Source organism: Actinomadura rupiterrae (genome assembly GCF_024172125.1).
In the GTDB taxonomy this organism is placed as follows: domain Bacteria; phylum Actinomycetota; class Actinomycetes; order Streptosporangiales; family Streptosporangiaceae; genus Spirillospora; species Spirillospora rupiterrae.
Window position 1 is genome coordinate 101,927 of sequence record NZ_JAMZEA010000005.1, and the last position, 21,330, is coordinate 123,256.

19 protein-coding genes and 1 tRNA gene are annotated in these 21,330 nt (G+C 71.1%); 7 read left to right on the forward strand and 13 right to left on the reverse strand.

The window, feature by feature from the left end; translation table 11 throughout:
- Positions 1-136 precede the first annotated feature (136 nt).
- Positions 137-670 carry a DUF4352 domain-containing protein gene (locus tag FHU30_RS17410; RefSeq protein ID WP_253876991.1) on the forward strand — a complete coding sequence of 178 codons (534 nt, stop codon included), beginning with the start codon at positions 137-139 and terminating at the stop codon, positions 668-670.
- A gap of 108 nt (positions 671-778) precedes the next feature.
- Here FHU30_RS17410 and FHU30_RS17415 read toward each other — a convergent pair whose 3' ends face one another.
- The 6 genes from FHU30_RS17415 to FHU30_RS17440 form a co-directional block, all read right to left on the reverse strand.
- Positions 779-1,615, reverse strand: a complete 837-nt coding sequence (locus FHU30_RS17415; RefSeq protein ID WP_253876992.1) for an ABC transporter ATP-binding protein — start codon at positions 1,613-1,615, stop codon at positions 779-781.
- On the reverse strand, positions 1,605-2,345 hold the full coding sequence (locus FHU30_RS17420; RefSeq protein ID WP_301323322.1) for an ABC transporter ATP-binding protein: 741 nt from the start codon (positions 2,343-2,345) through the stop codon (positions 1,605-1,607). Before FHU30_RS17420 ends, FHU30_RS17415 begins: the two co-directional genes overlap by 11 nt.
- A 65-nt stretch (positions 2,346-2,410) precedes the next feature.
- Positions 2,411-3,538 carry a branched-chain amino acid ABC transporter permease gene (locus FHU30_RS17425; RefSeq protein WP_253876994.1) on the reverse strand — a complete coding sequence of 376 codons (1,128 nt, stop codon included), beginning with the start codon at positions 3,536-3,538 and terminating at the stop codon, positions 2,411-2,413.
- Positions 3,535-4,503 (reverse strand): branched-chain amino acid ABC transporter permease, encoded by a 969-nt coding sequence (locus tag FHU30_RS17430; RefSeq protein WP_253876996.1) that lies wholly within the window; start codon positions 4,501-4,503, stop codon positions 3,535-3,537. The genes FHU30_RS17425 and FHU30_RS17430 overlap by 4 nt, the downstream gene beginning before the upstream one ends.
- Before the next feature lie 105 nt (positions 4,504-4,608).
- Positions 4,609-5,781 carry a branched-chain amino acid ABC transporter substrate-binding protein gene (locus FHU30_RS17435; protein ID WP_253876998.1) on the reverse strand — a complete coding sequence of 391 codons (1,173 nt, stop codon included), beginning with the start codon at positions 5,779-5,781 and terminating at the stop codon, positions 4,609-4,611.
- A gap of 780 nt (positions 5,782-6,561) precedes the next feature.
- Positions 6,562-7,182: an ANTAR domain-containing response regulator gene (locus FHU30_RS17440; RefSeq protein ID WP_253877000.1), complete on the reverse strand. Its 621-nt coding sequence runs from the start codon at positions 7,180-7,182 to the stop codon at positions 6,562-6,564.
- 86 nt (positions 7,183-7,268) lie between these two features.
- On the opposite strand from FHU30_RS17440, the gene FHU30_RS17445 reads away from it, so the two are divergent.
- Together FHU30_RS17445 and FHU30_RS17450 are read left to right on the forward strand one after the other, a co-directional pair.
- Positions 7,269-7,341 (forward strand) — tRNA-Leu (locus FHU30_RS17445).
- 16 nt (positions 7,342-7,357) lie between these two features.
- Complete coding sequence (locus FHU30_RS17450; RefSeq protein WP_253877001.1) at positions 7,358-8,206, forward strand: helix-turn-helix domain-containing protein; 849 nt, start codon at positions 7,358-7,360, stop codon at positions 8,204-8,206.
- A gap of 1,725 nt (positions 8,207-9,931) precedes the next feature.
- Here the strand turns inward: FHU30_RS17450 and FHU30_RS17455 are convergent.
- Positions 9,932-10,351 carry a MarR family winged helix-turn-helix transcriptional regulator gene (locus tag FHU30_RS17455; protein WP_253877003.1) on the reverse strand — a complete coding sequence of 140 codons (420 nt, stop codon included), beginning with the start codon at positions 10,349-10,351 and terminating at the stop codon, positions 9,932-9,934.
- A gap of 84 nt (positions 10,352-10,435) precedes the next feature.
- On the opposite strand from FHU30_RS17455, the gene FHU30_RS17460 reads away from it, so the two are divergent.
- A complete protein-coding gene (locus FHU30_RS17460; RefSeq protein ID WP_253877005.1) occupies positions 10,436-11,623 on the forward strand; it encodes an MFS transporter in 1,188 nt (395 codons plus the stop codon).
- A gap of 193 nt (positions 11,624-11,816) precedes the next feature.
- Here FHU30_RS17460 and pyk read toward each other — a convergent pair whose 3' ends face one another.
- Positions 11,817-13,250 (reverse strand): pyruvate kinase, encoded by a 1,434-nt coding sequence (gene pyk, locus FHU30_RS17465; protein WP_253877007.1) that lies wholly within the window; start codon positions 13,248-13,250, stop codon positions 11,817-11,819.
- Between the two features lie 262 nt (positions 13,251-13,512).
- Positions 13,513-14,067 (reverse strand): type 1 glutamine amidotransferase domain-containing protein, encoded by a 555-nt coding sequence (locus FHU30_RS17470; RefSeq protein WP_253877009.1) that lies wholly within the window; start codon positions 14,065-14,067, stop codon positions 13,513-13,515.
- Positions 14,068-14,160: 93 nt separating this feature from the next.
- On the opposite strand from FHU30_RS17470, the gene FHU30_RS47905 reads away from it, so the two are divergent.
- The 3 genes from FHU30_RS47905 to FHU30_RS17485 all read left to right on the forward strand — a co-directional run bounded on the left by FHU30_RS47905 (position 14,161) and on the right by FHU30_RS17485 (position 17,897).
- Entirely contained in the window at positions 14,161-14,949 is a 789-nt protein-coding gene (locus FHU30_RS47905) for a DUF6597 domain-containing transcriptional factor (protein WP_504928364.1), read from the forward strand.
- Between the two features lie 334 nt (positions 14,950-15,283).
- On the forward strand, positions 15,284-16,741 hold the full coding sequence (locus FHU30_RS17480) for an alkaline phosphatase family protein (RefSeq protein WP_253877013.1): 1,458 nt from the start codon (positions 15,284-15,286) through the stop codon (positions 16,739-16,741).
- A gap of 31 nt (positions 16,742-16,772) precedes the next feature.
- Positions 16,773-17,897 carry a YncE family protein gene (locus FHU30_RS17485; RefSeq protein ID WP_253877015.1) on the forward strand — a complete coding sequence of 375 codons (1,125 nt, stop codon included), beginning with the start codon at positions 16,773-16,775 and terminating at the stop codon, positions 17,895-17,897.
- A gap of 326 nt (positions 17,898-18,223) precedes the next feature.
- On the opposite strand, the gene FHU30_RS17490 is transcribed toward FHU30_RS17485, so the two are convergent.
- From FHU30_RS17490 to FHU30_RS17505, 4 genes are all read right to left on the reverse strand, one after another.
- Positions 18,224-18,580, reverse strand: a complete 357-nt coding sequence (locus tag FHU30_RS17490) for an MmcQ/YjbR family DNA-binding protein (RefSeq protein ID WP_253877017.1) — start codon at positions 18,578-18,580, stop codon at positions 18,224-18,226.
- A 295-nt stretch (positions 18,581-18,875) separates the two neighbouring features.
- Entirely contained in the window at positions 18,876-19,238 is a 363-nt protein-coding gene (locus FHU30_RS17495) for a VOC family protein (protein ID WP_253877019.1), read from the reverse strand.
- A gap of 26 nt (positions 19,239-19,264) precedes the next feature.
- Positions 19,265-19,771 carry a mycothiol transferase gene (locus FHU30_RS17500; RefSeq protein ID WP_253877020.1) on the reverse strand — a complete coding sequence of 169 codons (507 nt, stop codon included), beginning with the start codon at positions 19,769-19,771 and terminating at the stop codon, positions 19,265-19,267.
- A 394-nt stretch (positions 19,772-20,165) separates the two neighbouring features.
- The gene (locus tag FHU30_RS17505) at positions 20,166-21,269 is read right to left on the reverse strand and encodes an alpha/beta hydrolase (RefSeq protein ID WP_253877021.1); all 1,104 of its coding nucleotides are present in this window, start codon (positions 21,267-21,269) and stop codon (positions 20,166-20,168) included.
- Between the last annotated feature and the right edge of the window lie 61 nt (positions 21,270-21,330).

Genomic DNA, 21,330 nt, shown 5'->3' on the forward strand with positions numbered 1-21,330 from the left:
GCGGGCACTGGGCGCGGACGGGCGCGGGAGCGCGGGCGGGCGTCGCGACACCTGTGTCCGGGTTTCACCGGTTGCGATTCGGTTGCGAAACCTTCCGGATCTTCACGTCCGCCCGCGGTCCGCCTAACTTCAGGGCATGCGCCGGGTGAGACCGCTCACGACCGCCGTGTCCGCCGCCGTCCTGCTGGGCTCCCTGCAGGGCTGCTCGGAGCACAAGGACCGCGGGTACACGCTGCCCGCCGAGAAGCTCCGCGAGGGCGAGAGGGCGGAGAAGGGCCGCACCGGCCGCAGCAGCGACATGCAGTTCACCGTCGTGGCCTACACCGACGGCATCACCTCGATCCTGGGCACGCACGCCGAGATGGACCCGCACGGGCGGTTCGCCCGGCTCCGGCTGCTGTGCGTGAACACCGGGCGCGACATCCAGGTCTTCGACACCTGGGCGCAGCGGCTCGTCCTCGCCGACGGGCGCCAGCTCGGCGCGGACGTCAACGGCACCATGGTCAAGCGGCAGCCCGAGCGGCTCTCGGTCGGAGCGAACATGCGCGCCGAGTTCGACCTGTGGTTCGACGTCCCGAAGGGGGCGAAGATCAAGTCCGTCCGGCTGTTCGGCTCTCCCTCCGTCGGGATGGTCACCGACCCGCCGCCCGCCGACATCCCCCTCCCCTGACCTGGCCCTCCCAGGACGCGAAACGGCCGCCGCCACCCCGGGAAGGGGCGACGGCGGCCGTGCCGGCTCAGCGGGACGGCGGCGGGCCGTCCGTCCCGTCCACCCGCGTCACGCGTCGGAGTCGGGGGTGTCCTCCTCGACCGTGACGGGAGCGGCGGTGTCCGGAGCGGCGGTGTCCGCGACCGTGGTGTCGGGCGCCGCGACCGAGGGGGCCTCGTCGGACGCCTCGACCGGGGCGTCCGCACCGCCGCCGAGGTAGGCCGCCCGCACCTGCGGGTCGTCCAGCAGCTCCGCGGCCGGCGCCGACTTCACGATCCGGCCGGTCTCCAGCACGTACGCGCGGTGCGCGATCTGCAGCGCCTGGCTGGCGTTCTGCTCGACCAGCAGCACCGTGGTGCCGCGCCGGTTGATCTCCACGATGATCGAGAAGATCTGCTGCACCAGCTTCGGCGCGAGGCCCATGGACGGCTCGTCCAGCAGCAGCACCTTCGGGTTCGCCATCAGCGCGCGGCCGATCGCGAGCATCTGCTGCTCGCCGCCGGACATCGTCCCGCCCGCCTGCGTCTTGCGCTCGGCGAGCCGCGGGAACAGCTCGTAGACCTCGGCCAGCTCCTTGGAGACGTCCCCGCGCCGGGCGTACGCGCCCATCAGCAGGTTCTCCTCCACCGTCATGCCGGGGAACACGCCCCGGCCCTCCGGCGACTGCCCGATGCCCGCCAGCACCCGCTTGTGCCCCGGCATCCTGCTGATGTCCTGCCCGGCGAACCGGATCGACCCCGAGCTCAGCGGGCGCAGCCCCGAGACCGTCTTCAGCGTGGTCGTCTTGCCGGCGCCGTTGGCGCCGATCAGCGTGACGATCTCGCCCTCGTCGACCTCGGCGGAGATGCCCTTCAGCGCGGCGATCTTGCCGTAGTGGACGTGGATGTCGTTGATCTCAAGAAGCATCGGCCGGAGCCCCCAGGTACGCCTCGATGACCCGCTGGTCGTTCTGGATCTCGGCCGGCAGGCCCTCGGCGATCTTCTGCCCGAAGTCCACCACCGCGATCCGGTCGCTGATCCCCATCACCAGGGACATGTCGTGCTCGATCAGCAGCACGGTCACGCCCGAGTCGCGGATCTTGCGGATCAGCCCCTGCAGGTCGACCTTCTCCGCCGGGTTCATGCCCGCGGCGGGCTCGTCCAGCAGCAGCAGCCTCGGGTCGGTGGCGAGCGCCCGCGCGATCTCCAGCCGCCGCTGGTCGCCGTACGGCAGGTTCTTCGCCGCCTCGCCGCGGCGGTGCCCCACCCCGACGAACTCCAGCAGCTCGGCGGCCTTCGCGCGGCCGTCGCGCTCCTCGCGGCGGTGCCACGGCAGGCCCAGCGCGGCGCCGGCCAGACCCGTCCGGTGGTGCGCGTCCGCGCCCACCATCACGTTCTCCAGCGCCGTCATGTTGTGGAACAGCCGCACGTTCTGGAACGTCCGCGCGACACCGAGCTTGGTCACGGCGTACCGCTTGCGGCCGTCGATGCGCCGCCCGTCGAAGACCACCTGGCCCCCGGTCGGCCGGTACACCCCGGTCGTCACGTTGAACACCGTGGTCTTACCCGCGCCGTTCGGCCCGATCAGCGCGAAGATCTCGCCCTCGCGGACGGTCAGGTCGAGGTCGTTGATCGCCACGACGCCGCCGAAGCGCATCACGACCTTGCGCAGCTCCAGCACCGGCTTCCGCTCGGTCACCGTCTCCGCCGTCGCCTGGTCGCTCACTTGGTCACCTCCGTGGCCGCCGCGCCGGGACCGGCGAGCGAGCCCATGCCGCCCTCACCCTCGGCGAACTCCGCCTTCCGCTGCCGGGACGGCCACAGCCCCTCCGGACGGAAGATCATCATCACGACCAGCGCGAGACCGAAGATCAGCATCCGGTAGTCGGCCAGGAACCGGAACCGCTCCGGCAGCCAGGACAGCACGAACGCGCCCAGCACCACGCCCGGGATGTTCCCCGAACCGCCCAGCACGACCGCCGCCAGGATCAGCGCCGACACCATGAACTGGAAGTTGTCCGGGTTGATCGAGGTCTGCTTCGCCGCGAACACCACGCCGCCGGAGCCGCCGATCGCGGCACCGATCGCGAACGCCGCGAGCTTGAACTTGAACGTCGGGACGCCCATCAGCTCCGCCGCGTCCTCGTCCTCGCGGATCGACGCCCACGCCCGCCCCACCCGGGACCGCTCCAGCCGCTTCACGAAGATGATCGCGATCACGATGAAGAAGACCAGCAGGTAGTAGTAGGGCCGCGAGTCCAGCAGCCCGTACTTGAACGGCTGCACCTCCAGGCCCGGGATCGTCCACTCGGTCAGCGACGGCGGGTGCGGGATGCCCTGCACGCCGCGCGGGCCGTTCACGTAGTTCATGTTCTGCGCGGTCTTGCGGACGATCTCACCGAAGCCCAGCGTCACGATCGCCAGGTAGTCGCCCCGCAGCCGCAGCGTCGGCGCGCCCAGCAGGACGCCCGCCAGCGCGGCGAACAGGATCGACAGGACCAGCGTCTCCCAGAAGCTCCAGTGGTACTTCGTCGCGAAGATCGCGATCGTGTAGCCGCCCACCGCGTAGAAGGCCACGTACCCCAGGTCCAGCAGGCCCGCCATGCCGACCACGACGTTCAGGCCGATGGCCAGCAGCACGTAGATGCCGATCTCGTCGCTCAGCATCGTCGGCCAGTCGGTGTCCGACGGCGCCATGAACGACCCGATCGCCTGGCTCGGCAGCAGCAGGGCCCCGGCGACCAGCAGCAGGTACACCACCCAGCGGGCCCAGCCCGGAGCGGCCGCCCAGCGGTCCCGCAGCGGGTCCAGCGAGAAGCCCGCGCGTCCCGTTCCGTTGCCCCCGCTCATGCGCGCGCCTGCTGGAGGGACTCACCGAGGATGCCGGTGGGACGGAACATCAGAACGAGGATCAGCACCGAGAACGCCACGACGTCCTTCCATTGCGACCCGAACAGGCTCGAACCGTACGACTCGAAGACGCCCAGCGCTATACCGCCCACCAGGGCCCCGCGGATGTTGCCGATACCGCCGAGCACCGCCGCCGTGAACGCCTTGATGCCGAGCAGGAAGCCCGCGAAGTACCAGGCCTCCTCGAACCGCGCGTAGTACAGCGCCGCCGCCGCGCCCGCCATCACACCGCCGACCAGGAACGTCGCCGTCACCACGCGGTCGATGTCCACGCCCATCAGCACGGCGCTCTCCGGGTCCTGCGCGGTCGCGCGGATCCCGCGGCCCAGCCTCGTGCGGTTCACGAACTGGTCCAGCGCCACCATGATCAGGATCGCCCCGACGAAGATGATGACACGGTCGTTACTGATCTTGATCGGACCGAGGTCGATCAGATCCGTCCGGTGCACGAAGTGGTACGCCTGCGCGATCTTGCCCTTCTCCTTCGGCAGATCGAACACCCGCGGCACCACGATCGTCGCGAACAGCTGCTCGATCACGATGGACGCGCCGATCGCGGAGATCAGCGCCGCGAGCCGCGACGCCCCCCGTTTCCGCAGCGGGCGGTACGCCAGCAGCTCCAGCACCACCGCCCCGCCGCCCGACACCGCGCCCGCCACGACCGCCGACAGCAGGATCGCGCCCACCAGGGCGAACCCGCCCAGGTTCGACACCCCCATGGTCTTGACCGTCCACATCGCCGCGAACGTCCCGACCATGAAGATGTCGGCGTGCGCGAAGTTGATCAGCCGCAGGACGCCGTACACCATCGTGTACCCGAGCGCCACCAGCGCGTACACCGCGCCGAGTGACAGGCCGTCGATCGTCGACGGCCAGAATTGATGAATGAAGTCTGAGAAGTGCACCTGAGTCGCCCTTGTCAAAAGGGGCGGGAGCGCTTGTGGCGCTCCCGCCCCCGCACCGTCAAGGCGCCCCTCCTACGAGAGGCCGGAGCCGGAGAGGCGGAAGCCTCAGCTCGTGGGCTTGGCCTCGCCGGCCTTGCCGAGCAGCCCGATCTTGTTGCTCGCCACCTCGTAGATGAAGATGTCGTGCGCCGCCAGCTCGCCCTTGTCGTCGAACTTGATCTCCTTGCCGACGCCCGCGAAGCTCTCGGTCTTCAGGAAGGAGTTGATGTCCTCGGCCGTCGTCTTGCCCGCCGAGATGGCCTTGATGAACGCCGTCGCGGCGTCGTAGCCCTCGGTCGAGTAGATCGCGACGTCCGCGCCGAACTTGGTCTTGTAGTCGGCCGCGAACTTCTTCGCCGTGTCGTTCGACTTGCCCTCGGGGTCGATCAGGCAGCCGCAGGAAAGGAACGTCCCCTGCGCGTTCTGCTGGCCCTCGGCCTCGATCAGACCGGCCGCCACCGAACCGTCACCGGACATCAGCTTGCCCTTGTACCCGGTCTCGCGCAGCTGCTTGAACAGCCGGCCCGCGACCGAGTAGTAGCCGCCGAAGTACACCGCGTCCGGCTTGAACTGGTTGATCTTGTTCACCGTGGACGAGTAGTCGGTGGCCTTGTCGTCCACCGAGTCGCTCTGGACCTGCGCGCCCTTGCCGGTCACCGCGGCCTTGATGCCGCTCGCCAGGCCCTTGCCGTAGTCCTGGTTGTCGTCCACCGTGAAGACCTTCTTGGCCTTCAGCGTGTCCGCGATGAACGTGCCCGCGCCCGCGCTCTGCACGGTGTCGTTCGCGACCACCCGGTGCCAGAAGCTCCAGCCCTTGGTCGCCAGCGTGATGTTCGTCGCCGACGGCGTGACCGACGGGATCTTCGCCTCGTTCAGGATCGGGTTCACCGACTGCGACTCGCCGGAGAACGCCGGGCCGATCAGGCCCACGATCTTGTCGTTCTTGATCGCGCCCTGCGCCAGCGTGGTCGCCTGCTCGGGCTTGCCCTGCGAGTCGTAGGTCTTGAACTTGATCTTGACCTTCGGGTTCGTCGCGTTGTACTGCTCGATCGCGAGCTGCGCGCCCTGCTTGGGCGGAATCACCAGGCCCGAGTTCTCACCGGTCAGGTCACCCATGAACCCGATCGTGACCTCGTCGCCACCGCCCGACTTCTTGCTGCTGCTGCACGCGCCGGCACCGAGCGCCAGCACCGCGCTCACCGCCACAGCACCGGTGACCCTCATCATGTTGCGCCGCAAGGTGCCCAACCTTTCCATCCGGATCCGGGGAGGGATCGGGTACGAGTCATGCCCCGACGCGTCCGAGACCCTGGGAGGAGATATCGGTCACTCGGGGACCAGGTATGTCGTACACCGAGCAGAGCCGACGAAACAGGCCCCCCGGGCAGAAGGGTTACTCGTTCGTTACTCCCCCGTGCCCTCCCCGCACGCCCCGATATACAGCGCGAATCACGTTCCGTGATCGCTCCGACCACGCACCGGCGTCACCGAACGACACCCGTAGCACCCCCGCCGAAACCCCGCCCGGACCGCCCGTCCGGCCCGTTCCCCGCCAACCCCACGCCCCCGCAGGTCAACCCCCCTTAACCTCGCGACGCGCCGTTGAGCACACCCCGCCCCCACGCGGCCCCAACAGGACGCCACGCGACAGCGCAGCATCCCCGAGCACGGCACAGCCCACACGGGAGCGGGACGGATCATTCGGCAGGACAGGACGAACCAGGCAACGCGCAGCGCAGGCCTCGCCGCGCGGCGGACGAGAACAGACCACCCGACGTCAGCCCGAGGCCGACCCACTGGGACGGACGGCACAGGCCAGGCCCGGCGATGGGCTGACGCGAATCAGCCGATGGCGGGCGGGCGCGAATCGGTCGGCAGCGGGTCGGCGCAGGTCAGGCCGCGGCAGGCTGACGCGAATCAGCCGACCGGCCGACTGGGCCAGATCAGCCGACAGTGAGCCAGGCCGGATCGGCCGACGGTGGACCGAGTTGGATCAACCGACCGCCGGGCTGGGACGGATCAGTCGGCGGCGGGCTCGTCCTCCGGGCCGGCGGCGCCACCGGCGCCCGCGATGACGGCCTCGGCCACGGCGCGCATCGTGAGGCGCCGGTCCATGGAGGTCTTCTGGATCCAGCGGAACGCCTCCGGCTCCGTCCAGCCGTGGGCCGCCTGCAGGAGCCCCTTCGCGCGGTCCACCACCTTGCGGGTCTCCAGCCGGTCCGCCAGCCCGGCGACCTCGGCCTCCAGCGCGCGCAGCTCGGTGTACCGGCTCACCGCGACCTCGATCGCGGGCCGCAGGTCCGTCTTGGTGAACGGCTTGACCAGGTAGGCCATCGCACCGGCCTCGGTCGCCCGCTGCACCAGCTCGGCCTGCGAGAACGCGGTCAGCATCACCACGGGCGCGACCCGCTCCGCCGAGATCCGCTCGGCCGCGCTGATCCCGTCCAGTACCGGCATCTTGACGTCGAGAATCACCAGGTCGGGCTTCAGCTCGACGGCGAGCCGCACCGCGGCCTCACCGTCCCCCGCCTCGCCGACGACCTCGTAGCCGTCCTCCTGAAGCATCTCCTTGAGGTCCAGCCGGATCAGGGCCTCATCTTCTGCGATCACAACTCGCCGAGCGCTCTCCGTCACGCGCACGAGCCTACCGGCGTCCGCTACCCTGGTCCCCGTGACCCCTCTCCCTAGGACACCGAACCGGACATAGCGCCAGATGTCCAAAATATGCCCCGATATCCCAATGGCAGAGGAAATGTGCTCAAACCACATCAAGTGTGGGTTCGAATCCCACTCGGGGCACAAATAGGGAAATGACATGAACAAAACGCCGCCCACTACGGGCGGCATTTTTGTCGTACCCCTGCGTGACACTTGTCCCATGTATCAACGGGAGATCATCGACAAGGCACTCGATCTGCAGCGGGAGGGGTTCTCCGACCGCGCCGTTGCCGAACTCTGCGGTGTTTCGGCGGGCGCCGTCCGCAAATGGCGCTATGGGACGAGGCGACGGGCCCCTGATCCGGCGGCCGCCGGCGCCCATGACGGACGCATCAAGCAGGACTGCCCGCGCTGTTTCCAGCGTCCGCTCCCCCAGCCCGCGTACGCCTACCTCCTGGGCCTCTACCTCGGCGACGGCCACATCGTGGCCACCACGAAAGGCTGCTACCGCCTTACCATCAGCTGCACGGCGTCCTGGCCGGGCCTCGTCGAAGCCGCGGTGACGGCCATGAGCACGACCATGCCGTTGTCGAAAGTCCATCGCCGAGAGCGCCGGGGAGCGATCGAGGTGCACAGCCAGTCGAAGCACTGGCCCTGTCTCTTCCCGCAGCACGGGCCTGGGCCCAAGCACACCCGGAGCATCGAACTCGCCACCTGGCAGGAGGCCGTCGTCAACGGGCACCTTGAAGGATTCGTGCGAGGGCTCGTGCATTCGGATGGCTGCCGCAGCCTCAACCGCGTCCGGCGCCCAGGAAAGGACGGAGACCGGCACTACGAGTACCCGCGCTATTTCTTCACCAATGCGTCCGACGACATCCGCAAGCTCTACACGGACGCGCTCGATGCCCTCGGCATCGAGTGGAAGCAGAACAACGAGCGGAACATCTCAGTCGCGAAGGCGGAAGCGGTGGCGCGGCTGGACGACTTCGTGGGACCCAAGTACTGACGTCACGCCATCCCAGACCACCTCGCCAAGGTCACCCCGTCCGGAGCTGTCCGAGGTCACGTCCTCGGCGACGCGGCCGCTGGACTGCACGCGCAGAGACGTAGCCGCCAATTCGCACGCCCTGAACGTGCGCGCCAGACCGCACGCCCTCTGGCATGTCATGGGGACGCGTCCGCTGAACCGCACTCGCTGAGAAGTGGCTGCTGAGTCGCACGTCCTGAGCATGCGGGCCGTGCTGGCGGCCTCTGGCATGCCAGCGGGGGCTGCGGTTTTGGGACCGACAGGCCCGGGGACGGGGCGCCGAGCCGTGCGTCCTGAGCGGGCACGCCGAGTCGTGTGTTCGCTGACCAGCCCTCCGGGGACACGGCCGGTGGACCGCACGCACTGAGACGCGCAGCTGTCGAGTCGGGCGCCCTGAACGCGCGTGCCGGGCGAACGGCCTGGGCATGCCGACCGGACTGCGAGCGCTGGACCAACGAGTCCGGGGACGTGGGCGCTGAGACGCGTGCCCTAAGTGGGCACGCCGGGCGCGCGCCCTTCGGCATGCCCTCCGGTGACACGGCCGGTGGGCTGCGCGGTCTGGGACGCGTGGCTACTGAGTCGCGCACATTGAACGGGCGGGGGGCAGCCTTTGGCACGTCGGCCGGGGGCTGCGGCTGCTGGGCTGATCGGTCTGGGGCCTGGTCGGGACGCGCGTCCTGAATGGGCGCGCCGGGGTGGGCAGCCTGCGGCACGCCGGCCAAGGGCTGCGGCTGTTGGGGGCTGACCGGTCTGGGAGGTGAGCGCCGGGTCGCGCGTCGGGGCGGGCGCGTCGGGGCGGGCGTCCTCCGGCATGCGCTCCGCGGGCCCGGCCGGTGAACCGCGCGCACCGAGACGCGCGGCTGCTGAGTCGCGCGTCCGGACCGGGCGCGCTGGCCGGACGGCCTTTGGCCTACGGGACGGGGCTCTGGCGCTGGGCTGATCAGTCTGGGATGTGCCGGGGCGCGCGTCCTGGGCGGGCGCGCCAGGTTGGGTGTCCCCGGCATGCCCTCCGGGGACACGGCCGGTCGACTGCACACACTGAGACACGTAGCTACTGAGTCGCGCGCCCTGAACGTGCGCTCCGGCGCGCACAGCCCTTTGGCGCGCTGGCCGGGGGCTGCGGCCGCTGGGCTGATCGGTCTGGGGCGGGCGGGCCCGGGGGCGCGCGTCCTGGGCGGGCGCGCCAGGTTGGGTGTCCCCGGCACGCCCTTCGAGGACACGGCCGGTCGACTGGACGCGCTGAGACGCGTGGCTTCTGCGTCGGGCGCCCTGAACGGGTGCGCCCCGGGCGGGCGGGCTGCGGCACGCCAGCCGGGGGCCGCGGCTGCTGGGGCTGATCGGTCTGGGAGGTGAGCGCCGGGTCGCGCGTCGGGGCGGGCGCGCCGAGTTGGGTGTCCTCCGGCATGCGCTCCGCGGGTGCGGCCGGTGAACTGCGCGCGCTGAGACGCGCGGCTGCTGAGTTGCGCGTCCGGACCGGGCGTGCCGGGCGGGCGGCCTTTGCCAGGCCGGACGGGCTCTGGATGCTGGGCTGATCGGTCTGGGACGTCGGGGCCGCGCGCGTCCTGGGCGGGCGTGGCGGGTTGGGCGGCCTCTGGGATGTCGTCCGGGGTGCGGGTGGTGGGCGCCACGGGCTGAGGAGTGGGCGCTGAGGGGTGGGCTGAGTTGTGCGGGACTGGGAGCGCTCGGGGTGCGGCTTGGGGTGGGTCAGGGGACGAGGGTTTGGAGGAGGGTGCGGAGGGTGTCCTGCTGGTCGGGGGTGAGGGCGGTCAGGGGGGTGTGGGCGGCGAGGCGGTCTAGGACCTCGGCGCGGCGCTGGTGGCCGGTTCCGGTGAGGACGATCTGCTTGGCGCGGCGGTCGGTGGGGTGGGGGCGGCGTTCGATGAGGCCCTGCTTTTCGAGGCGGTCGATGACGAAGGTGGCGTTGGGGGGTTCGCAGACCATGCGGTGGGCGAGTTCGCGGGCGGTGATGGGTTCGGTGAGCTCGCGGAGGGCGATGACCTGGGCGGGGGTGAGGTCGAGGTCGTCGGCGGCGGCGCGGGCGTGGGCGTCGAGGCGCTGGGTGAGGCGGTGGGCGAGCTTGCAGATGTCGCTGTCGAGGCGGGTGTCGGAGGCGGGCCGGTGCATGGGACGAGTGTAGTCAGGTGCTTCGAGCTGTGATAGTTATGACTCGAATCATTCGAACCATAACTAATTGGAGCGTGGCGCCGCATGCTGCTCTGGTCCTTGATGCTCGTCGTCTTCGGGTTGACGACGGGCGAGTTCGTGGTGGCGGGGATCCTGCCGGACGTGGCGGGGAGCCTCGGAGTGTCGGTGCCGGCGGCGGGGCTGCTGGTGACGGCGTACGCGGTGGGGATGATCGTCGGCGGGCCGGTGGTGACCGTCCTGACGGCGCGGGTGCCGCGAAGGGCGCTGGTGGCGGGTCTGGTGGCGGTGGCGGTGGTGGCGAACGCGTGGTCGGCGGTGGCGCCGGGCTACGCGTCGCTGCTGGTCGGACGGTTCGCTGCGGGGCTGGTGGTCGCGACGTTCTTCGCGGTGGCGATCACGACCGCGGTGGGACTGGCGCCGGAGGGCGGGCAGGCGCGGGCGGTCGCGCGGCTGACGGTCGGGATGAACCTCGGGATGGTTCTCGGGACGCCGCTGGGGACGCTGGTGGGTCACGCGGTCGGGTGGCGTGCGTCGTTCGGGGCGGTGGCGGTTCTCGTGCTGGTGGCGCTGCCGCTGGTGGTCCGGGCCGTCCCGGGTGGTGGTGCGGCGCTGGACGGGGTGTCGGCGGGGGCGGGTCTGCGGGCGTTCGCGGACCGGGGCGTCCTGGCGGCGATCGGGATGACGGTGCTGGGCAATGTCGGCGTGGTGATGGTGTTCAGCTTCATCGCGCCGTTGATGACGGACGTGGCGGGGTTCGCGTCGGGTGCGGTTCCGGTGCTGCTGCTGGTGTACGGGGCGGGGGCGGTACTGGGGAACTTCGGGGGCGGATGGCTGGCCGACCGCGCGCTGATGCCGTCGGTGGCGGGGCTGCTCGCGGTGCTGGCGGTCGTGTTGGGCGCGGGCTGGTTCGCGGGCGGGAACCGGGTGTCGGCGGGGGTGCTGGTGTTCGTCCTGGGGGCGCTGGCCTTCGCGGTCGTCCCGGGGATGCAGACGCGGGTGGTGACGTCCGCGCGGACGGCTCCGGTGCTGGCGGTGGCGGTGAACGCGTCGGCTTTCCAGGTGGCGGCGGCGTTCGCGGGCTGGCTCGGCGGCCGGGTCATCGACGCGGGCAGCGACGCGCGCGGGCTGTATCCGGTGGCGGCGGGCCTGACGGCAGCGGGACTGCTGGTGGCCATGGCCCTACTGCTGAGCGATCAACGTGCGGGCGGTCAGGCGCCGTCCGCGGAGCCCGAGGCGGTCGAACGAGTGTGAGGCGGCCACTCGCGCGACGGCAAGGTGGCGGTTCGCGCGACGGACGCGGTCGGCCGGTTCGGTTTCGGCGCTGCGGGGGCGGTTGGTTCGCGGCGGGTGGCGGCCGGGACGCGGGTGGAGGCGGGGTTCGGCCTCCGTGCGTGTCCCGGCCGGTGCGGGGTCGGGCGCGGGCCCGTGGGGACGGCGTCCTGGGTCAGTCGTTGAGGTGGGCGATGGCGTCGCCGATGCGGTGGACGCGGAGGGCGTTGGTGGAGCCGGGGGTGCCGGGCGGGGAGCCGGCGACGATGACGACGCGGTCGCCCTTCTGGCAGCGTCCGGATTCGAGGAGTCCTTGCTCGACCTGGCGGACCATCTCGTCGGTGTGGTCGGCGAACGGGACGATGAAGGTCTCGACGCCCCAGACGTGGGCGAGGCGCCCGCGGACGGCGGGGACGGAGGTGAAGGCGAGCAGCGGGATGGGCGAGCGGTAGCGGGAGAGGCGGCGGGCGGTCTCGCCGGACATGGTGAAGGCGACCAGGGCCTTGGCGTCGACGGTGGCGCCGACCTCGGCGGCGGCGCGGGCGATGGCGCCGCCGACGGTCTCGGGCATGCGGTCGAGGGTGTGGGTGGCGTGCAGGCTGGCCTCCTCGGCGGTCTGCACGATGCGGCTCATGGTGCGGACGGCCTCGATGGGGTACTGGCCGACGCTGGTCTCGCCGGAGAGCATGACGGCGTCGGCGCCCTCGAAGACGGCGTTGGCGACGTCGCTGGTCTCGGCGCGGGTGGGGCGGGGCGCGCTGATCATGGATTCGAGCATCTGGGTGGCGACGATGACCGGGCGGGCCTTGTCGCGGCAGAGCTCGATGGCGCGCTTCTGGACGATCGGGACCTCTTCGAGGGGCAGCTCGACGCCGAGGTCGCCGCGGGCGACCATGATGCCGTCGAAGGCGGCGACGATCTCCTTGAGGTTCCGGACGGCCTGCGGCTTCTCGATCTTGCCGATGAGGGGGACGCGGATGCCCTCCTCGTCCATGATCTTGTAGCAGGTCTCGGCGTCCTCCGGGGTGCGGACGAAGGAGAGCGCGACCATGTCGACGCCGAGGTGCAGGGCCCAGCGCAGGTCCTTCTCGTCCTTCGCGGTGAGGGCGGGGACGCTGACGGGGACGCCGGGGAGGTTGAGGCCCTTGTTGTCGGAGACCATGCCGCCGACGGTGACCTCGGTGGTGACGCTGGGGCCGTCGACGGCGGTGACGCGGAGGGCGACGCGGCCGTCGTCGATGAGGACGGTGTCACCGGGCGAGACGTCGCCGGGGAGGCCCTGGTAGGTGGTGGACACCTCGCGGCGGGTGCCGGGGACGTCCTCGGTGGTGATGACGAAGGTGTCGCCGAGCGTGAGCCGGACCGGGCCGTCCGGGAACCGGCCGATGCGGATCTTGGGGCCCTGGAGGTCGGCGAGCACGCCGACCGCGCGGCCGAGGCGTTCGGCGGAGGCGCGGATGCGGTGGTAGACCTCCTCGTGGACGGCGTGGTCGCCGTGGCTCATGTTGAGCCGGGCGACGTCGACGCCGGCCTCGACGAGGGCGTCGATCCGCTCCGGGCTGGAGACGGCGGGGCCGATGGTGCTGATGATCTTCGCTCGACGGGTCACGTAGCACAACGGTATCGAGTTACCTGCCGGTATCGGTATTTGGGCAGCTCATCGACCTCCAAGGTTCATCCAGTGGTCCAGCCCATTGGTCTGGACCACTGCACTCCCCCGCTCGGGTGGGCCGCCTCCGGCGGGGCTCGGGCCGCCGGGCGCGGGGCTCCGGCCGCCGGGCGCGGGGCTCCGGCCGCCGGGCGCGGGGCTCCAGCCGCCGGGCGCGGGGCTCGGGCCGCCCTCCGGCGGGGCTCGGGCCGCCGGGCGTGGGTCAGCCGCTGAAGGCCTCGACGGCGGCCTGGCAGAAGGCCTTGAGGTCGTCCGGTTTGCGGCTGCTGACCAGGCGGTTCGGGCCCGAGTCGCAGATGTGGACCTCCTCGTCCACCCAGGTCGCCCCGGCGTTGGCGAGGTCGGTGCGGAGGCTGGGCCAGGACGTGAGGGTGCGGCCGCGGACGACGTCGGCCTCGACGAGGGTCCAGGGCGCGTGGCAGATCGAGGCGACGGGCTTGCCCGCATCGAAGAACCCGCGGGCGAAGGCGACGGCCTTCGGGACGGTCCGCAGGAAGTCCGGGTTGGCGACGCCGCCGGGCAGGACGAGGCCGTCGAACTCGTCCGGGCTTGAGACGTCGACCGTGGTGTCGACGGCGAAGGTGTCGGCCTTGTCGAGGTGGTTGAACGCCTGGACGCGCCCGGACTTGGTGGAGACGAGGCGCGGGGTGCCACCCGCCTGCTCCACGGCGTTCCATGGCTCGGTGAGCTCGACCTGCTCGACGCCTTCGGGCGCCACGAGGAACGCGATCGTCTTGTCCTTCAGGGTGGTGCTCATGATGTGCCCCCTCCGTCCTGGTCTGGTTACCTTGGAGGCCCTGCCCTGGTCAGGGCGGGTTATTCAAGGGGCGCGGGTGTGGGATACCGGGAGATGGCCGTCCCGGCCGGTCTGGGCCTGACCTGCTGGTGGTTCCAGACGGTTCCGGGTGATGCGGAGCGGTTCGTCCAGCTGGTGGTGCCGGACGGCTGCGTAGACCTGATCTGGTGGCCGGCTGACGCGGAGATCATGGTGGCGGGCCCGGACACCGGCCCGATGCCGACGCCTCTGGAGCCCGGTGCGGCGCTGGTGGGCGTCCGTTTCGCTCCAGGACGGGCGGCATCCGCCCTTGGCGTCCCGGCTGACGCCCTCCGCAACGCGCGCATCCCTCTCACCGACCTGTGGGGCCCTAGCGCTGCGCGCCTCCACGACCGGCTCACTGTCCCGACCGGCCTGGATACGACCTCCGATTCGCCATCAGGGCGAACGCTTCGGCATCCAGGTTCGCCGTCAGGGCCAGTTGAGGCGGTCGAGTTGGCCGGGGCGGCGAAATTGCTGGTCGCAGCCGTTGAAGAGCGGGTTCGGACGGCGGAGCCTCATGATCCGATCGTGGGTCCGGTGGTGGCCGGGCTCGCGTCCGGGGCGTCCGTACGGGACGTGGCAGATGCGGTGGGGCTGGGCGAGCGGCAATTGCGGCGGCGGGCGCTGGCGTCGTTCGGATACGGGCCGAAGGTGTTGCAGCGCGTCCTCCGGTTCCAGCAGGCGCTGCGCGCGGCACGAGCGGGCGCGCCCCTCGCCGAGACCGCGCTGGACGCGGGCTACGCGGACCAGGCGCACATGTCGCATGAGGTGCGCGAGCTGGCAGGCGTCCCCCTGGGCGTCCTGCTGGGACGCTCCGACTGACCCGACCGCCGTCGCGCCATCAAGCCCGGCCAGACGCCTCCGCGCCATGGCCTGCTCAGAAGCGGCCGGTCAGGGGCCGTCCAGAGGCGCCTGCGTGCGGTCCGGAAGCACCGGTGATTGGACGACGCGGATGGGGTGCGCGGGGTTGACGTCCGGTATCGGCCGCTTCTCTGGAGCGTTCCCACAGGGCGGCTGAGCTGCGCCTTTCCGCCCCTGTATATGATCTTGAACGCTGGGTTAGGAACATGCTCACCTGGCACCGTTACGCGCGTTACCGGTGTTGCGGCAGGTTCGTTCCGGCATTTCCCACGATCGGAGAGAGACGGGAGCCGGAATGCCGGAGACGGATCCGGATGCGGGGCTGAGCCGGCGGCGGTTGCTGGGGGCGGCGGGAGCGGTCGCGGCCGCGGCGTTCGCGGCCGAGGTGCTGCCGCCCAACGTGCGAAAGGCCATGGCCGAGACGGCCGGGCCGGCCCGCAACGGCAGGCTGCGCGATATCAAGCACGTCGTGATCCTGATGCAGGAGAACCGGAGTTTCGACCACTACTTCGGGGTGATGCCGGGCGTGCGGGGATTCTCGGATCCGCACGCGCCGAAACTGCCGGACGGCAAGCCGGTGTTCTACCAACCGGATCCGAACAATCCCGCCGGGTACCTGCTGCCGTTCCATCTGGATTCGCGGCGGACGAATGCTCAGGCGATCCCGTCCACGAGTCATGCGTGGCAGGTCCAGCACGACTCCTGGAACCAGGGGAAGATGGACCGGTGGCTGATCGCGCATTCGGCCAGGACCGCGGACGGCGCGAACTACCCGTACGTGATGGGTTATTACACGCGCGAGGACATCCCGTTCCACTGGGCGCTGGCCGAGCAGTTCACGGTGTGCGACCGGTACCACTGCTCGGTGCTCGGCCCGACGTGGCCGAACCGGCTGTACCTGATGTCGGCGTCGATCGACGCGGACGGCGGGCACGGCGGTCCGGTGACCTCGAACGTGGATCCGGCGCCGTACACGTGGAAGACGTACCCGGAGGCGCTGACGCATTCCGGTGTGTCGTGGAAGGTGTACCAGCAGACCGACAATTACGGTTGCAACGTCCTGGAGTATTTCAAGTCGTTCCAGGATGCGTCCGAGAAATCCCCGCTCTATAAGAACGGCCTTCGCACTTATGACGCGGGCCAGTTCGCCTATGATGCCAAGCACGACAAGCTTCCGACGGTGTCGTGGATCATCCCGACGAGCTACCAGTCGGAGCATCCGGATTACACCCCGGCTGCGGGCGCGGATTTCGTCGCGAGCCAGATCGATGCGATCGCGTCCAATCCGGAGGTCTGGAAGAAGACGCTGTTCATTCTGAACTACGACGAGAACGACGGGCTTTTCGACCACGTCCCGCCGCCCACTCCCCCGGCGGGGACGAAAGGCGAGTTCGTCGGCGGGCAGCCGGTCGGCGGCGGGTTCCGGGTGCCGTGCCTGCTGGTATCACCGTGGACGCAGGGCGGCTGGGTGGCGTCCGAGCCGTTCGACCACACCTCGACGCTGCGGCTGCTAGAGCGGCTGACGGGCGTCCGGGTGCCGAACCTGACATCGTGGCGGCGCAGGGCCTTCGGCGACCTGACCACGGCGCTCGGCGTGCCGCCGCGCGCCCGCCCGCCGCGGCTGCCCGACACCAAGAAGGAGCTGCGCCGGGCCGTGGACGAGGTCGCGCACCTGCCCGCGCCGGCGTTCCCGGGCGGCGCGCAGAGCCCGCCGCACCAGCGGCACGGGTCGCGTCCCAGGCCGCGGCGCTGAACCCGCCGGACGACTTCGAAGGAGGCAGCAGATGCCGGTCAAGATCACCCGGCGGGCGGGGCTCGCGGCGGCCGCGCTGGCCGTCGCGGCGGCCGCGGCGGCCGCGGCCTGGCCTACGGCGGGCGCGCTGGGCCTGACGGGCGGGTCGACGCCCCCGCCGCCGCGTCCGCCGAACGCCGCGCCGAACCCGAACGCGTGGACGCCCGCGCCGGGCATGGTCCGCACGCGGTCCGGGTCGCCGCAGGGGTTCGTGGCGCTGTCCGCGCAGGGCCGGATCGCGCAGGTGGACGTCGCGACGCACCTGATCGTCGCGACGAGGATCCGGACGGACGCGGCGCGCGGCGTGGCGGTGACGCCGGACGGCCGGAAGGTCTACGTCGCCGATACCGGCCAGTACGACGTGGCGGCCGTGGACGCGGCGTCCGGCGCGGTGAAGAAGATCTTCGTGGGGCCGTACCCGCAGGCGGTGGCGGTCGCGCCGGGCGGACGCGCGGTGTACGCGGCGGTCACCGGCGGCGACACCGGCGCGGGCGGCTCGGACGAGGTGAAGGTCATCGACACCGCCGCCGACCGCGTCACCAAGACGATCAAGGTCGGCACCGCGCCGCGCCAGATCGCCTTCTCCCGCGACGGGCGCCGCGCGTACGTCTCCTACGCGGGCGGTGTCGGCGTCATCGACACGGCCACGGCCGCGGTCGTCCGGAAGATCCCCGACCCGTCCGGCGCCCAAGGTGTCGCCGTCACCCCGGACGGCCGGACCCTCCTGGTCACCAACCCGCGCGCCGGCGACACCTGGCTCGTCAACGCCGCGTCCGGCAAGGTCACCGCGAAGATCCCCACCCCGGACCAGCCCTGGGGCGCGGCGATCACGCCGGACGGCCGCAGGGCCTACGTGACCCGCATGAACGCGGGCTACGTCGCCGTCCTGGACCTCGCGTCCCGCAAGGTCACCGCGCAGATCAAGGCCGGCAGGCTGCCCGCCCCGGTCGCCATCACCCCGGACGGCCGCGAGGCGTGGGTCGGCAACATCTTCTCCGGCAGCGTCACGGTCATCGACACCGCGTCCAACCGCGTCACGGCCACCATCGTCGGCGGCACCGGCACCAAACCCATCAACGCCGCCCCCCAATCCATAACCTTCGCCCCAACCCCCTGACCGTCCCCACAGACTGCCCGGCCCCTGGCCGACCCGAGCCTTGGCGGCGGGCCCTGGTGGCCGGGCGCTTGACGATCCGAGCCCTGGTGGCTGAGCCCCGGCGGCCCGAAGCTCGGCGTCCGGAGGCCCGGCGCCCCGAAGCTTGGCACCCTGAGCCCTGGTCGGCCCAAGCCTCGCCAGCCCGAGCCCTGGTCAGCCCGAGCCCTGGCGGACCGAGCCTTGGCGAACCGAGATTCGGCGGACCAAGCCCTGGCGAACCGAGATTCGGCGGACCGAGCCCTGGCGGACCGAAGCCTGGCGGTCTGAGATTCGGCGGTGAGGCGGGCTCAGGTGGTGGGGGTGGGGCGGAGGCGGCGCGGGAGGGACGCGACCACGACGTCGTAGGCCTCGCCGATCAGTTCGCGTACCGTCTCCGCGTCGAACTCGCCGTCCAGGAGGACGGTGACCCAGTGGCGCTTGTTGAGGTGGTAGCCGGGCAGGACGGTGTCGGGGTGCTCGGCACGCAGGGCGGCGACCTCGTCCGGCGGGAGCTTCAGGGAGACCGCAGGACGGTCGCCGCCCTCGCGGAGCAGCGCGAAGATCTTCCCGCCGACGCGGTAGACGGCGGGCTGGTCGCCGAACGGGAAGTCCTCGGTGGCTTCGGCGAGCCCGAGGCAGTGCGCGGTGACCTCGGCGGGCTTCATGACCACACTCCTCTGCGCTGGCCGGACGGTTTCAGGGCACGCACCCCACTGCGCTGGTCGGACGGTTTCAGCGCACGTACCCCACTGCGTTGATCGGAGGGTTTCAGGGCACGCACCCCACTGCGCTGGCCGGAGGGTTTCAGGGCACGTGCCCCACGGCGCAGGTCGGAGGGTTTCAGGGCACGTGCGCCACTGCGCGGATGGGAGGGCTTGAGGACACGTGCACCTCTGCGCTGGTCGGAGAGTTCCATGGCCGGTACTGCGCTGCGCTGGCCGGACTCCGCGCTGGTCGGTGTCACGGGAGTTTGAAGTGCGGGTTGCGGATCACGCCGACCAGTTCGCCCGTGGGGTTGCGGACGACCGCGACCTCGATGCCGCCGCCGACCTCGTGGCATGCCGTGTGGGACTCCCCGCCCGCCGCGAGGAGGCGCGCTTCGGCGTCGGCGGCGTCCTCGACGCCCCAGTAGACGATCGGGCCGTCCTTCGGGTCGCCGTCGGGGTCGAGGGCCAGCTCGTACCCGGCTACCTCGTAGCCGACGTAGAACGGCTGGTCGAAGTAGGGTTCGAAGCCGAGCACGCCGTTCCACCACCTCTTGGCGGCGTCCAGGTCGGGAGCCGGGTAGATCACGGTCCGCAGGCCCAGGAACTCAACGGTCATCGGCGCTTCCTCTCCGTCGGGGGGTGTCAGCGGCGCTGCAGGACGCCGCGCACGTAGGCGGCCTGCCCGGCGTGCTGGAGGCTGTCGTCGGCGACGCTCACGAGCCGGACGCCGAGGGTGACCGGAGGGTTCCAACGCTTGTCGACGATCCGGTCGAGGTCGTCCGGGACCAGATCGGCGAGGAACTCCTCGGTGCGGGCGTGGACGGCGTCGTAGTACTCGATGAGCAGCTCGGCCGTCGGCTGCACCTCGGCGACCTCGTCCGGAGTGTGACCGTAACCCGTGTAGCCGGGGTCGGACGGCAGGTCGAAGCGGTCCGCGAAGCCTCCGCTCCGCCAGATCTGCTCGTCGTCGAGGATCTCGGCGAGATGGGCGTCCTGGACGCGGGTCAGGTGCCACACCAGCCAGCCGACCGTGTTCGCTCCCGGCTCGGGCGCGGTCGCCAGCGCGGCCGGGTCGAGCCCCGCCACCGCGCCGCGGACGAGCGGCGGGATGCGGCCGAACAGTTCCCCGAACACCTCGTTGACGTTCATGCCCCGCGACTTTAGTGCGCCCCTCCGACATTCCGCGGTTCCCGCCCCGATGAACGCCCACACGCGGCCAGTCCATCCACTGACCCGCTGGACGCCCGCACACAGCCAGGCAGGAACCGACCCGCTGGACGCCCGCACTCGGACAAGCGGGCGACTGACCTGCATCGACTGCGGGATGCCATCGCGGCGGAGAGGGCCGGGGTGGGCCCGGCCACCCCAGCGGTGGGTGGCCGGGCCCTCGGTCCCGGGCGGGGCGGGACGGGTGCCGTGGCCGCGGCGTCCGGGACGGTGACGCGGGGCGGGCGGTCGCGGGGTCCTGGCGACACCGGTCCGGCGCCCGGAAATTATCCGAATACGGGCCGCGGCACAAGGGGCGGCCGTGTCAGGAGGGGTGTCAGGAGACCTGCTTGTTGAGCCATCCGAAGATGAAGGGGAGCATGTTGCGCCACACGACGGTGCCGTGTTCGCCCAGCTTGGTGGTGTACTTGGTCGCCTCGGTCGGGGGCCGGACGTGCCCGAGGAACTTGTCGATCTCGGCGGGCGGGGCCTCGGGGTCCTTGCCGCCTGTGGTCAGCAGCATCTTCACGGCCGGGGACTTGGCGAGCAGCTCGTACGGCGCGTTCGCCTTGAGCAGCTTCGGGTTGTGCAGGATGGACGGGTTGGTCGACTCGTACGTCCCGGCGATGCCGACGCCCGCCTTGTACAGGTTCGGGTGCTGGAGCGGGAACTTGACTGCGCAGTAGGCGCCCTCGGAGTAGCCCATGGTCGCCCAGGACGCGGCGTCGGTCTTCACGCGGAAGTTCTGGTACATGAAGTCGCGGACGTCCCTGGTCAGCCAGGTCGCGACGGGGACCTGGCCGGGGATGTCGGTGCACTCGTTCGGCTTCCCGCCGGCGACGTTGATCGACGCCGAGACCAGGATGAACGGCTTGGACTTGCCGTCCCTGATCATGCGGTCGAGCTGGTTGCCGACGTTCAGGTCGCCGTACCAGGTGGTGGGCTCGCCGGGGGTGCCGCCGAACAGCTGGACGACCGGGTAGGTCGCGGTCGCGTCCTGCTTGTAGCCGGGCGGGAGGTAGATCACGACGCGGCCGGTGACGTGCGAGGCGGGGCCGGTGAACTTGGCCTCCATGCTCTTGCGGCCCGTGTCGACCTTGAAGTGCTTCTGGGTGAGCGGGCCGCGGCCGACCATCCCCGCGCCCTTGCCGCCGCCCCCGCCGCCGACGGTGCTCTGCATCCCGCCGCCGTCGTCGAAGCTGGTGCCGAGGAAGTCGGCCGACACCTCGGCCCAGGTGCCGTAGAACCCGCGGGCGTTGTTGATCAGCAGCCCGACCAGGGCGAGCGCGGTGATCTGGCAGCACACGATCATTCCGGCCCGGCCGATATGCCGGAGCGCGCCCGGTCCCGGTATCCGGTTCCAGACGGCCATGCAGCCGGCGAAGGCCAGGACGGCCAGGAACACCGCCAGGAGCAGCGTGACCGTGCTATGAGGACCCATCGTTCGCGCAAACCCCCGTGTCGCGGGCCCACGCAGGGACCCGCGGTTCGCTTCAAGCCGC